At 67.6% G+C, this 12907-nt stretch carries 13 protein-coding genes; 3 read left to right on the forward strand and 10 right to left on the reverse strand.

Annotated features, from left to right (window positions below; translation table 11 throughout):
• Nucleotides 1-45 precede the first annotated feature (45 nt).
• Both AC3WW4_RS03830 and trmL read left to right on the forward strand, forming a co-directional pair.
• Nucleotides 46-2832: a bifunctional diguanylate cyclase/phosphodiesterase gene (locus AC3WW4_RS03830; protein ID WP_488827058.1), complete on the forward strand. Its 2787-nt coding sequence runs from the start codon at nucleotides 46-48 to the stop codon at nucleotides 2830-2832.
• Nucleotides 2833-2840: 8 nt separating this feature from the next.
• Entirely contained in the window at nucleotides 2841-3311 is a 471-nt protein-coding gene (trmL, locus tag AC3WW4_RS03835; RefSeq protein ID WP_488827059.1) for a tRNA (uridine(34)/cytosine(34)/5-carboxymethylaminomethyluridine(34)-2'-O)-methyltransferase TrmL, read from the forward strand.
• Between the two features lie 27 nt (nucleotides 3312-3338).
• Here the strand turns inward: trmL and AC3WW4_RS03840 are convergent, their stop codons facing one another.
• From AC3WW4_RS03840 to AC3WW4_RS03855, 4 genes are all read right to left on the reverse strand, one after another.
• A complete protein-coding gene (locus AC3WW4_RS03840) occupies nucleotides 3339-4343 on the reverse strand; it encodes an NAD(P)H-dependent glycerol-3-phosphate dehydrogenase (RefSeq protein ID WP_488827060.1) in 1005 nt (334 codons plus the stop codon).
• 4 nt (nucleotides 4344-4347) lie between these two features.
• Nucleotides 4348-4803: a protein-export chaperone SecB gene (gene secB / locus AC3WW4_RS03845; protein WP_488827061.1), complete on the reverse strand. Its 456-nt coding sequence runs from the start codon at nucleotides 4801-4803 to the stop codon at nucleotides 4348-4350.
• A gap of 198 nt (nucleotides 4804-5001) precedes the next feature.
• Entirely contained in the window at nucleotides 5002-5262 is a 261-nt protein-coding gene (gene grxC / locus AC3WW4_RS03850) for a glutaredoxin 3 (RefSeq protein WP_488827062.1), read from the reverse strand.
• Nucleotides 5263-5398: 136 nt separating this feature from the next.
• Entirely contained in the window at nucleotides 5399-5815 is a 417-nt protein-coding gene (locus tag AC3WW4_RS03855; protein ID WP_488827063.1) for a rhodanese-like domain-containing protein, read from the reverse strand.
• A 116-nt stretch (nucleotides 5816-5931) separates the two neighbouring features.
• On the opposite strand from AC3WW4_RS03855, the gene gpmA reads away from it, so the two are divergent.
• Nucleotides 5932-6675, forward strand: a complete 744-nt coding sequence (gene gpmA, locus AC3WW4_RS03860; RefSeq protein WP_488827064.1) for a 2,3-diphosphoglycerate-dependent phosphoglycerate mutase — start codon at nucleotides 5932-5934, stop codon at nucleotides 6673-6675.
• A gap of 19 nt (nucleotides 6676-6694) precedes the next feature.
• Here gpmA and AC3WW4_RS03865 read toward each other — a convergent pair whose 3' ends face one another.
• The 6 genes from AC3WW4_RS03865 to accB are packed head-to-tail and all read right to left on the reverse strand — an operon-like array spanning nucleotide 6695 to nucleotide 12851.
• Nucleotides 6695-7735, reverse strand: a complete 1041-nt coding sequence (locus tag AC3WW4_RS03865; RefSeq protein ID WP_488827065.1) for an endonuclease/exonuclease/phosphatase family protein — start codon at nucleotides 7733-7735, stop codon at nucleotides 6695-6697.
• A gap of 15 nt (nucleotides 7736-7750) precedes the next feature.
• Nucleotides 7751-8656: a carbohydrate kinase family protein gene (locus AC3WW4_RS03870; protein WP_488827066.1), complete on the reverse strand. Its 906-nt coding sequence runs from the start codon at nucleotides 8654-8656 to the stop codon at nucleotides 7751-7753.
• 21 nt (nucleotides 8657-8677) lie between these two features.
• Entirely contained in the window at nucleotides 8678-10057 is a 1380-nt protein-coding gene (locus tag AC3WW4_RS03875; RefSeq protein ID WP_488827067.1) for a zinc-ribbon and DUF3426 domain-containing protein, read from the reverse strand.
• 9 nt (nucleotides 10058-10066) lie between these two features.
• Nucleotides 10067-11011, reverse strand: a complete 945-nt coding sequence (gene prmA, locus AC3WW4_RS03880; protein ID WP_488829687.1) for a 50S ribosomal protein L11 methyltransferase — start codon at nucleotides 11009-11011, stop codon at nucleotides 10067-10069.
• A 19-nt stretch (nucleotides 11012-11030) separates the two neighbouring features.
• Entirely contained in the window at nucleotides 11031-12380 is a 1350-nt protein-coding gene (gene accC / locus AC3WW4_RS03885; RefSeq protein WP_488827068.1) for an acetyl-CoA carboxylase biotin carboxylase subunit, read from the reverse strand.
• A gap of 15 nt (nucleotides 12381-12395) precedes the next feature.
• On the reverse strand, nucleotides 12396-12851 hold the full coding sequence (accB, locus tag AC3WW4_RS03890; protein WP_488827069.1) for an acetyl-CoA carboxylase biotin carboxyl carrier protein: 456 nt from the start codon (nucleotides 12849-12851) through the stop codon (nucleotides 12396-12398).
• Nucleotides 12852-12907: the final 56 nt, after the last annotated feature.

Raw genomic sequence — 12907 nt, forward strand, 5'->3', positions numbered from 1 at the left:
TTGGTTTGTTTGAGTGTCAGTGTGTGCGTTGTGCCCGAGGACGTCATGGGTGACGTTGCTTGGCGCTGGCAGCGCGCTGCCCGGGGGGTGGCCCCTTTCCTCACGGTCGACGATGGCCGCACATCCACGTCGCTCCCGGCCCCCAGCACCCAGCCTGTGCGCCTGATCATGCAGGTCCTGCGCCCCGCAGCGCTGGCCTTGATGGTGGTGGTCCTGCTGTTCTTGTTTGGCGTGTCGCGTTACCTGCACAGCGTCGAGGTGCGGCGCACCGAAGCGTTCGCGCAGCACGCGGTCGCCATGTGGCAACACCTGCGTGAGCAGCAACTCGGGCAACTGCGCCTGCTGACGGCCTCCTTGGCCGAAGACCGGGCGCTCGCGCAGGCCATGCAACAAGGCGACGGGGGGCGTCTGCAAGCCCTGGCCCGCGAGCGCTTCGACAAGCTCCGCCAGACCCATGGCGTCTCGCACGGCTACTTCATCAACCCGCAACGCCAGGTGCTGCTGCGCGCGCACGACCCCGCCCACCGGGGCGACCTGATCGAGCGGCGCACCTTGCTCGATGCCATGTCCACCGGCCTGCCCGTGGGCGGCATGGAACTGGGCGCCCTGTCCACCTTCACCCTGCGCCACGTTCAGCCCTGGTATCTCGACGGCGAACTCATCGGCTACCTGGAGCTGGGCTCGGACGCAGACTGGTTCATCCACGAACTCAAGCGCCTGCTCAAGCAGGACATGGCCTTGCTCATCAACAAGCGCTACACCAGCGAAGCGCGCTACAAAGCCGGCCAGAGGGTGTTTCACCTGCCCGGCCATTGGGGTGACGATGCCAAGGTGGTGGTGCTGGGGCAGACCCTGCCGCATCTGCCCGGCGGCCTGCTCCCCGCTTGGCGTGACCTGGCCTTGCGGGGGGGCAGCGGGGTGTTGGACCTCAGCGACGCCAGCCAGGCCTGGTCGGTGGCCCTCCGTCCGCTCACCGATCACAGCGGGCGCGAGATGGCCTCGCTGGCCGTGCTGCGCGACGTCGCGGCCGAGCGGGCCGACGAAGCGCACCAGCGCCTCAATCTCGCGGCGGCTGGCGCGGCCGTGGTGGCCTTGCTCATGTGCGTGCTCTTCCTGCGCGTGCGCGCCGCCGAAGACTGGATCCGGCAGTCCGACGCCGCCTTGCGTCTGGCCGCCACCGCGTTCGAGTCGCAGGAGGGCATCATGGTGCTCGACGAGCGCGGCACCATCCTGCGCGTCAATCAGGCCTTCACCGACATCACGGGCTACGCGCTCGACGAAGTGCAGGACAAACGGGTCGACGCCTTGCGTGCCCCCGACTGTCCGGCGCCGCTGGCCACCCACATTCAGCAGCAGTTGCGGCAGCACGGCCATTGGTTGGGCGAGGTGCGCAGCCAGCGCCACAACGGCGAGGTCTACGACCTGCGCCTGAGCCTCACCCTGGTGCGGGGGCAAGGCCGAGAGCCCACCCTGTGCGTGGGCAGTTTCTCCGACGTCACCGAACACAAGGCCGCCGAGGCCCGCATCGAGCAGCTCGCCTTCTTCGACACCCTCACGGGCCTGCCCAACCGACGCCTCTTGCAAGACCAGCTCCAGCAGGTGCTGACTGGCAGCCCCCGACACGGCCAGGCCGGCGCCGTGCTGCTGATTGATCTGGACGACTTCAAGACCCTCAACGACACCCTGGGTCATGACATGGGCGACTTGCTGCTTCAGCACATGACGGCCCGCCTGCAGACCTGTCTGGGCGCGCAAGACACCCTGGCGCGCTGGGGCGGCGACGAGTTCGTGGTCGTCATGCAGGGCTTGAGCCCTGTGCCCGCCGAGGCTGCTGCCCAAGCGCGTTCGCTTGCGGCGCGTTGCCTCAGTCTCTTGTCCCAGTCCTGCGACCTGGCCGGGCAGGAGTACCACATCAGCTGCAGCATTGGTGTCACTCTGTTTGGTACGCCGCCGCCCGTCAGCCTCGACGAGCTGATGCGGCAGGCCGACCTGGCCATGTCCGAGGCCAAGACCGCAGGCCGCCACACCCTGCGCTTCTTCGACCCCGAGATGCAGGCCGCCCTGAGCCGCCGCTCCGCCTTGGAGGCCGACATGCGGCGCGGCTTGCAGCGCCAGGAGTTTCAGCTCCATTACCAGCCCCAGGTCGACGCCAGCGGGCGCGTGTTTGGCGCCGAAGCCCTGGTGCGCTGGCAGCACCCGGAGCGCGGCATGATCTCACCTGCCGAGTTCATCCCGGTGGCCGAGCACGCCGGCCTGATCCTGCCGCTTGGCGCCTGGGTGCTGGAGACCGCCTGCCAGCAACTGGTGGCCTGGTCTCTCCAGCCCGCACTGGCCCACCTCACCGTGTCGGTCAATGTCAGCGTGCGCCAGTTCCGCCTGCCCGACTTTGTGGACCTGGTGCTGGGCATTCTGGCGCGCACCGGCGCCAACTCGCAGCGCCTTAAGCTGGAGCTGACCGAGAGTGTCCTGATCGACGACATGGAGGCGGTCGTCGCGCGCATGGACACCTTGAAAGGCCACGGCGTGGGTTTCTCGCTCGACGACTTTGGCACTGGCTATTCGTCCCTGAGCTACCTCAAGCGCCTGCCGCTCGACCAGCTCAAGATCGACCAGTCCTTCGTACGCCACGTGCTGACCGATCCGCACGATGCCTCCATCGCCCGCACCATCGTCGCTTTGGCCGATGCCATGGGCCTGGCCGTGATTGCCGAAGGCGTCGAGACCGAGGCACAGCGCGACTTCCTGCACCAGCACGGCTGCCGGTCCTACCAGGGCTACCTCTTTGGTCGCCCGATGCCGGCAGAGGCTTTCGAGCAGTTCGTGCAGGGATAATGCGGGCCATGTTCCGCATCGTCCTCGTCGAACCCGAAATCCCGCCCAACACGGGCAACGTCATCCGCCTGGCGGCCAACACCGGCTGCGAGCTGCACCTGATCGAGCCCCTGGGTTTTTCGATGGACGACAAGCTGCTGCGCCGCGCCGGGCTCGACTATCACGAGTACGCGCCGGTGCGCCGTCACGCCAACTGGCAGGCGTTCATCGACACCATGCAACCGGACCCGAGCCGCCTGTTCGCCTTCACCACACGGGGCAGTCGCCCCTTTGGCGAGGTCACCTGGCAACCCGGTGACTGGTTCGTGTTCGGTTGCGAAACCCGCGGGCTCGATCCGGCCCTGCGCGACGGCTTTCCGCTGTCGCAACGCGTGCGCCTGCCGATGCGCCCGGAGCAGCGCAGCCTGAACTTGAGCAATGCCGTGGCCGTGGCCGTGTTCGAAGCCTGGCGCCAGAACGGCTACGCGGGCAGCGTCTGAGCTGACCCGCGTTGCACTGACAGGCGCTCAGAACGCGCTGCCTTCGGCCTTGGCCTCACGGCCCATCAAGGCGCCCACGGCCTGCGCCGGGCTCAGGCGGTCGTCCAGCACAGCCACCACCGCTTCGGTGATGGGCATGGACACCCCCAGGCTTTGCGCACGCTGCAGCACCGTGGCGGCGCTGTAGACCCCTTCGGCCACATGGCCCAGGTCCTGCAGGATCTGCGCGAGCTTCTTGCCCGAGGCCAGTTGCAGTCCCACCGTGCGGTTGCGCGACAGGTTGCCGGTGGCCGTCAGCACCAGATCTCCCAGTCCCGACAGCCCCATGAAGGTGTCGGGGCGGGCGCCCAAGGCCACACCCAGCCGGGTCATCTCGGCCAGGCCGCGCGTGATCAGCGCAGCGCGGGCGTTCAGGCCCAGACTCAAGCCATCGGCAATGCCGGTGGCAATCGCCAGCACGTTCTTTACCGCGCCGCCCACCTCCACCCCGATCGGGTCGGTCGAGGTGTAGACACGCAGGCTGTCGGAGTGGAAGGCGGCCACGGCCTGTTCGGCCAGGGCGGTGTCGGTGCTGGCCGCCACCAGGGCGGTGGGCTGGCCCAGCGCCACTTCGTGGGCAAAGCTGGGGCCGGACAACACCCCGTTGCGGGCCTGCGGGCGCAGCGCCTGCGCGATCTCGTTGCCCAGGCGGCCCGAGCCCTTTTCGAAGCCCTTGCACAGCCACAGTGCGGCAGCATCGTCGGGCAGGCTTTGCAGCATGCTGCCCAGCGCCGCCATCGGCGTGCCAATGATGACCAATCCTTCGGGGCCGCGCGCATACGCCACGGCTTCGTCGAAGTCGTGGGTCAGGCGCAGCGCCTCAGGAAAGGGTGCGTCGGGCAGGTAGCGTGCATTGCAGCGCGTCGCCTGCATGTCGGCGACCTGCGCGGCGTCGCGGGCCCACAGCAGCACCTCGCGGTGGTGCCGCGCGGCGCTGATGGCCAGCGCCGTGCCCCACGCGCCCGCTCCCAGAATGGCGAGCCGGGTGCCCATCCGCTCAGGCGTGGCCGGCGGCAGCGGCTTGCTGCAGCTGCGATTCGTACATGGCCTGGAAGTTGACTTCGGTCAGGTGCACAGGCGGGAAGCCGGTGCGGTTGATCACGTCGGCCACGGTGGCGCGCAGATAGGGGTAGACGATCTGCGGGCAGGCGATGGCGATGATCGGCTGCATCTGGTCTTCCGGCACGTTGCGGATCTCGAACAGACCGGCTTGCTTGGCTTCGACCAGGAACAGCGTCTTGTCATTGACCTTGGTGGTCACGGTGGCCGTCACAGACACTTCGTACAGGCCTTCTTGCACCGGCTCGGCGTGCAGGTTCAGCTGCACGTCCACCTGGGGCTGGCCTTGTTCCAGCAGGATCTGGGGCGCGTTCGGCAGCTCCAGGGACAGATCCTTCAGGTAGATGCGCTGAATGCTGAAAGAAGGTTGGTTGGCTTGGTCTTGGTCGCTCATGAGAAATCCTTTGTATGCGGGTGATCAATCCAGGGCGCTGCGCATGGCGCAAGTAGTTCAGGCCAGCCAGGCAATCGCAGAGGATTATGAACCAGCCCGATGACACCGCTTCTGTCGAAGCAGCCCCGCATACACGGAAGTCGCAGCGCAGCCCCCAAACAGGCGGGGGCCGACGCCGGGCACTTCACCCAGCCGGGGTCAGGCGCCGTTGAGCAGCGGCAGCAGGCCGCCTTGCTGGTCCAGCGCGATCAGGTCGTCGCAGCCGCCCACATGGGTCTCGCCGATGAAGATTTGCGGCACGGTGCGGCGGCCGGTGGTGGTCATCATGTGCTCGCGCTGTTCCGGGTCCAGGTCGATGCGGATCTCTTCGATGGCCTCGACACCACGCTGCTTGAGCAGCATCTTGGCCCGCTGGCAGTAGGGGCAGACCAGGGTGGTGTACATCTTGACGGCTTGCATGGTGTCGTGGATCCGTTGGAATCAAAAAAATGGGACAGCAGGGGCATTGTCCCCGCGGTCCCAAGTCCGCCTGATCTGTGTGGAGATCGGCGCGTGGTGTATGGCCCGTTGCAGCCCGACGGCTCAGGCCGACCGATCAGGCTTTCTCGGTGGGCAGGTTCGCCTCGCGCCAGGCCTTGAGGCCACCGGCCAGCGACTGGGCGTTCTCGTAGCCCATCGTCTTCAACTGTGCCACGGCGCGCGCCGAGCGGCTGCCGGCGGCGCACATCACCACCAGCGGGATGGCCTTGTTGGAGGGCAGGCCCTTGCCTTCGGCCAGCTGGCCCAGCGGGACGTTCTTGGCGCCGCTCACGTGGGCGGCCGCGAACTCAGCGGGTTCGCACACATCGATCACCTGCGCCTTTTGCTTGTTGATGAGCTGGACAGCCTGTGCCGGGGTGACGCCGCCACCCACACCGCCCGACTTGACCTGCTGCCACAGCAGCATGCCGCCCGATGCGGCTGCGGCCACGATCCAGTACCAGTTGTCAGCGATGAAGCTCGAAGAATTCATGCAAGTGCTCTCTCGTATGCCCGCGATCAGGAAGCCACGGGTCGGGGGATTATAAAATCGCTGGTTGCCCGGCTGGTCTCGACTGGCCCACTTTCACCTCGATGGGATCGCACGTCATGTACAAACTCGTCCTGATTCGCCACGGCGAATCCACCTGGAACCTGGAAAACCGCTTCACTGGCTGGGTCGACGTCGATCTGACGCCCACTGGCGTGTCGCAGGCCATGTCGGCCGGCCAGCTGCTCAAGGCCGAAGGCTACGAGTTCGACATCGCCTACACCTCGGTGCTCAAGCGTGCCATCCACACCCTGAACTACTGCCTCGACGAGATGGACCGCATCTGGTTGCCGGTGGTCAAGAGCTGGCGCCTCAACGAGCGTCACTACGGTGGCCTGCAGGGCCTGAACAAGGCCGAGACTGCCAAGAAGCACGGCGACGAGCAGGTGCTGGTGTGGCGCCGCAGCTATGACACCCCGCCGCCTGCCCTGGACGCCAACGACCCGATGGGCCAGCGCCAGGACCTGCGCTACGCCGGCCTGCCCGTTGATCAGGTGCCGCTGACCGAGTGCTTGAAAGACACCGTGGCCCGCGTGCTGCCGTACTGGAACGAAGAGATCGCCCCGACCATCCAGGCGGGCAAGCGCGTCGTGATCGCTGCCCACGGCAACTCCATCCGCGCTCTGGTCAAGTACCTGGACAACATCAGCGACGACGACATCGTCGGGTTGAACATCCCCAACGGCATCCCCCTGGTGTACGAGCTGGACGCCGACCTCAAGCCCATCAAGCGCTACTACCTGGGTGACGCCGAAGCCGCTGCCAAGGCGGCGGCCGCGGTGGCCACGCAAGGCAAGGCCTGATCAGGCTTTCTGGTCAGCCTCAGGGGGCTGACCAGATCAAGGGACAGTGGTCGGAGAGTTGCCGACCCAGGTCCTGAGGTCCATACGGCAGGCGCGTCAACCGCAAGGTGGCGCGCCTGTTGTCATATCGGGCCTTGAGGCTGTCGCTGAACAGGATGTCGTCGATGTAGCGGTTGTGGCGGTCATCGGCGTCGCAGGGCCAATAGGGCTGGCCGGCGGTGGCACGGTGCAGCACGGCACCGCGGGGCTGGTCATCGCTCCAGGCGGGCAGCAGGTTGAGCGGCGCGCTTTCGTCGGGACCGGCGGTGCGGCGTTCGTCCTGGTCCAGGTGGCGGTTGAAGTCCCCCAGGATGGCAAAGGCCACACCGTCGCGCACGCGCTGGTCGATCCAGGCCTCCACCACTGGCGCCTGGCGTTGCAGCCCGCGGCAGGGGCTGAACGACCGGTCCAGATCGCCGCGGAAGCAGCCGCTCTTCAAGTGCACATTGAGCAGGCGTACCTCCTGTGCCGTGCCCGGGTAGAGCGTCAGGTCGGCGCCGGCGCGCGAGCCGCCGTCCACATCCAGGGCGCTCAGCTCGCCGTTGCAGCGGTAGGGCACGCCATCGCGGATGGCAAAACCCACCTTCTGCGGGTGCGCGCGGCGCTCGAAGCAGTCCAGCTTCCAGCCCTGGCGAAACACCTGACGGGCGGCCTCGGGGCCGTCCACCTCTTGCAGGGCCACCACGTCCACGCGGTGGGCGCTGTGCAGGGCCTGGGCCGTGCGCGCCAGGGCATCGAAGTCTGCCTGGGTGCGTGCGGGCGGCGGGGTGCGGCCCGGCGTGCAGGGCAGGGCCCGTTCATGGCTGCGGGGTTGCTGGCGCTGGCAGCGGGCGCTCAGCTCTGCCTGGGTGGCCGGTGTCATCAGCCACTCCAGGTTCCAGGTGGCCAGGCTCAGGCTGGCGCCGGTGGCCGCTGGGCGGCCCCGGTCAAACCAGCCGGCCTGGGCTGACCAGGCGCCCAGAGCCGCGAGGCCCAGCGCAGCGATCCAGCGGCGGGTGCGAGACCCGCGTGTGCGACGCACGTTGGCGGCTCAGACTCAGACGCCGAGCGCGGCGCGGTCGAGCGTGTAGTTCTGCGGGCCGGCCACGGCAATCTTGATGGCGCCGATGCGGTTGGCCAATGCCACCGACTTGACCAGGTCCCAACCTTGCGACAGACCGAACAGCAGGCCGCCGCGGAAGGCGTCGCCACAACCGGTCGGGTCGACCACGGCCGCGGCCTTCACGCCGGGCACATGGGTGACTTCGCCTTGCACGTACACATTGCAGCCTTCGGCGCCCAGGGTTTCGATCAGGCCACGCAGGTGACCGCGCGACAGCTCGGCCAGGCTCTGGCCGGTGCGTTCGGCCAGCATCTTGCCTTCGTAGTCGTTGACGGCCACCCAGCTGGCTTGGCTGACGAAGCGCTTGAGCTCGTCACCGTTGAACATCGGCAGGCCCTGGCCCGGGTCAAACACGAAGGGGATGCAGGCGGCCTGCAGCTGCTCGGCGTGCTGGATCATGGCATCGCGCCCGTCCGGGGCCACGATGGCCATCTGGATGCTGGGGTCGGCCTCAATGCGCTGGATGTGGGCCTGGCCCATGGCGCCCGGGTGGAAGGCCGTGATCTGGTTGTTGTCCTGGTCGGTGATGATGATGGCTTGGGCGGTGTAGTCGTCGTCCACAGTGTGGACGCGCGCCAGGCTGATGCCGAGGCTCTCCAGGTGATTGCGGTAGAGCACACCGTCCTTGCCCAGCGTGGCCATGATCAGCGGGTCGCCGCCGAGCTGCTGCAGGCTGTAGGCGATGTTGCCGGCACAGCCCCCGAACTCCTTGCGCATCGAGGGCACGAGGAAGGACACGTTCAGGATGTGCACCTGATCGGGCAGGATCTGCTGCGCGAAGCGACCGGGGAAGGTCGTGATGGTGTCAAAGGCCAGGGAGCCGCAGATCAGAACGGACATGGTGAGTCTCGGGTGAGGGATTCAGGGGTAGAACAGCTCGGCGGTGTAGCCGGCGGGCTGCAAGGTCGGGGCGCGCAACTGCCACACCAGGGTGCTGCTGTGCTGCGGTGGCACGGCGGCCGGGCGCGGCGCGAAGCGGGTCGAGGGTTCGCTGCCATCGGCCCATTGGGCATCGGCGGGCGAGAAGCTGCGGCGGGCCACCACCGCGCCGGAGGTGTCAGTCAGGGTCAGGTCGACATGGGGCCAGGCCAGTTCGATGGCGGCGCGGTTGCGCACGACCACGGCGAGGCGGTAGCGGTCAGGACCTGCCGAGTCGGCGCGCAGCAAGGTGGCGCTGTCGACCTGCAGGTCATCGATGCGCAAGGGGGGCTGCAAGGTGCAGTGCGCCAGTTCGCACCACTGGGCCAGCCCGGCGCGCCAGCTCGGTTGCTGGGCCGCCAGGGCGTCGCGGAATTGGTGCACCACCTGCACGCCCAGCGTGAGCACGAGGGCCAGCGCCAGGCCGGTGAGCACGCCGCGCACGGAGGGCTGGCGCCAGAAAGCCTGTCGCTGAGCCCGGCGGATGAAGTCCGGGGTGGCCGGGGCGGCGGTCTTCTTGCTTGGCTTCTTGGTGGGCGCGGGGGGGCGTGAGGCCGCGGCGGGCGAGGGCCCCGCGCGGTCGGCCGCTGGGGCCGTCGAGGGCGATGGCTCGGTCGACGGGGCGGTGAAGCGCGGCGTGGCGCGCGCCTCGGTGGCAGGCGCGGAGAGCGGCGCGGCCAAACCGAGTTCATCGGCTTCCGCATCCAGCAGGGCATCGGTGGGGAATTCGGCGTCGGCGAACTCCGGGCCGTGGCTGCGGCGGCGTGGAGCCGGGCGCTCCCGGTCCGAGGGCATCAGGTAGCGCGAATCGAGTGCATCGGCCTCGTCGGTGCTGGGCAGCTCGGCCTCGGGCAGTGGCGGGGGCGCCAGCGGAGAGGGGGCAGGCACGATCGGTGCGGAGCGGACGGGCACAGGTGGCTCGTCAAAGGGCGTCGGCGGGGGGCGTCGTCCCCAGCTCATCTCTGCCGCCGGCACGCGGGTGTCGAGTTCGAAGTCGGTGGTGGCCGGCACGGGCCGGGGCGGCTCGGACGGCAACTCGTCTTCGGTCAGGCGGCCGAAGGCGGGAGGCGGTGGGGCCGGTCGTGGCGGAGGCGTCGGTGCTGCGGGGGCAGCACGCGGTGCGCTCACCTCAGGTTCGGGGGCAGGCGGTGCCGACGTGCGGCGCGGTGGGGGCGCCTCGCTGTCCATGTCGAACAGGGTCGGGAGGGCGTTGAACACCTCCTGACAGCGGCCACAACGCACCCAGCCTTCAGAGACCTTCAGTTGGTCTTCGACGATCTTGAAGATCGTGCCACAGTGGATGCATCGGGTCGCCAGGCTCATAAGGCCCGTTTATGCCATTGATTTGGCTGGTTTTTGCGCCGTCATGAGGATCCACCCCTCTTCGGCGTTGGCGACCTGCAACTGCAGGCCCACTTCCGCATAGGCATCTTTGAGCTCTTGCTCCTGGCGAGCCAGGATGCCGGCGAGCACCAGATGGCCTCCGGGCGCCACATGACCGGCCAGCAGCGGCGACAGCATCTTCAACGGCGTGGCCAGGATGTTGGCCAGCACCACCGGGTAGGTGGCCTGGGCCTCGCCCACCACGTCGGGCAGGCCGGCCACGATGGGCAGGCTGCCGTCCGCGGCCTTCAGATGGGCCAGATTGGCTTCAGCATTGGCCTCGGTGGACTCCACCGCCGCCGGGTCGATGTCGACCGCGTCCACGATGCCCGAGCCATGCAAGGCCGCGCCAATGGCCAGGATGCCCGAGCCACAGCCGTAGTCCAGCACGCGCTGACCCCGGTAAGCGGCCGCGTTTTGCGCGATCCACTTCAGGCACATGCGCGTGGTGGGGTGGGTGCCGGTGCCAAAGGCCAGACCCGGGTCCAGACGCATCACCGTCTTCGCTTCAGGGGGGATCTCGTGCCAGGTCGGCACGATCCAGAAACTGTCGGTGATGGGCACGGGCTTGAACTGGGACTGCGTCAGGCGCACCCAGTCCTGCTCGTCCACCGGCTGGATGCCCTGGACGTGGATGTCCGTGGCCCAGTCCTGCGACAGGATCAGGGTGGCGGCCTCCAGGGCCTCGGCCTCGCTCGGGAAGAGGCACTTGAGGGTCGAGCGCTGCCAGGCCTCGCGGGCCACCTGCATGCCGGGCTCGCCCCAAAGGGCCTCTTCGTGCTCGGTGTCGGCGTCGGCGTCTTCCACCGACACGGACAGGGCGTCGATCTCCATGAGCGCATCGCTCAGGGTTTCGACTTCGGCCTCTTTGGCCAGCAGGGTCAGTTCAAACAATGCCATGTGCGATCCGACCTCAGCGCTTGCGCGCAGCCATCCAGTTTTCGAGATAGTGGATGTCGGTGCCGCCTTCGACGAACTTGGCGTCCACCATCAGCTCGCGGTGCAGCGGGATGTTGGTGTTGATGCCTTCGACCACGGTTTCCGACAGGGCGGTGCGCATGCGGGCCAGGGCCTGGGCACGCGTGTCGCCGTGCACGATGATCTTGCCGATCATCGAGTCGTAGTTGGGCGGCACGAAGTAGTTCGTGTAGATGTGCGAGTCCACGCGCACGCCGGGGCCACCGGGGGCGTGCCAGGTCGTGATGCGACCGGGCGAGGGGATGAACTTCACCGGGTCTTCGGCGTTGATGCGGCACTCGATGGAGTGGCCACGCAGCTCGATCTGGCGTTGCGTGAAGGGCAGCTTTTCGCCGGCCGCCACGCGGATCTGCATCTGCACGATGTCCACGCCGCTGACCTGTTCGGTCACCGGGTGTTCCACCTGCACGCGGGTGTTCATTTCAATGAAGTAGAACTCGCCGTTTTCGTACAGGAACTCGAAGGTGCCTGCACCGCGGTAGCCGATCTTCTTGCAGGCGGCGGCGCAGCGGTCGCCCACCTTCTCGATCAGGCGGCGGGGGATGCCCGGGGCCGGCGCTTCTTCGATGATCTTCTGGTGGCGGCGCTGCATGGAGCAGTCGCGCTCGCCCAGCCACACGGCGTTCTTGTGCTGGTCGGCCAGGATCTGGATCTCGATGTGACGCGGGTGCTCCAGGAACTTTTCCATGTAGACCTGCGGGTTGCCGAAGGCGGCACCGGCTTCGGTCTGCGTGGTCTGCACCGCGTGCAGCAGCGCGGCTTCGGTGTGCACCACGCGCATGCCGCGGCCACCGCCGCCACCGGCGGCCTTGATGATGACCGGGTAGCCCACCGTGCGGGCAATGCGGATGATCTCCTTGGGGTCGTCGGGCAGGGCGCCTTCGGAGCCAGGCACGCAGGGCACGCCGGACTTGATCATGGCCTGCTTGGCCGAGACCTTGTCACCCATGATGCGGATGGACTCGGGCGTCGGGCCGATGAAGGTGAAGCCGGACTGTTCGACGCGCTCGGCGAAGTCGGCGTTCTCGGACAGGAAGCCATAGCCGGGGTGGATGGCCTCGGCGTCGGTCACTTCGGCGGCCGAGATGATGGCCGGCATGTGCAGATAGCTCTGGGCCGAGGGGGCTGGGCCGATGCACACGGCCTCGTCAGCCAGCTTGACGTACTTGGCGTCGCGGTCGGCCTCGGAGTAGACGACGACGGACTGGATGCCCATCTCACGGCAGGCGCGCTGAATCCGCAGGGCGATCTCGCCGCGGTTGGCGATCAGGATTTTCTTGAACATGGCGAAGCCTCCGCCTTATTCAATGACGAACAGAGGCTGGCCGTATTCGACAGGCTGGCCGTTCTCGACCAGGATCTTGGTGATGGTGCCGTCCTTGTCTGCCTCGATCTCGTTCATGATCTTCATGGCTTCGATGATGCAGACAGCCTGGCCTTCCTTGACCACGTCGCCGACTTCGGCAAAGGACTTGGCGCCGGGGCTGGAGGCGCGGTAGAAGGTGCCGACCATGGGCGAGGTCACGACGTGACCGGTTTCCACGGCCGGTGCGGGGGCCGCAGCGGGCGTGGCTTCGGCGGCCGGTGCCGCAGGGGCGGCGACGGGGGCGGCTTGCGGCGCAGCCTGCATCATGACCACGGGGGCGGCGCCGGCCTTGACGATGCGGACTTTGCCATCGGCCTCGGTGATCTCGAGTTCAGAGACGTTGGACTCGGAGACGAGGTCAATCAGGGTTTTGAGTTTACGCAGGTCCATGGTGTGTGACTCCAGCAAAGCAGCGAGCGGTTGACGCTCAGAAAAGGGAGGGCGGT

The sequence above is a fragment of the Aquabacterium sp. TM01 genome, assembly GCF_057808345.1.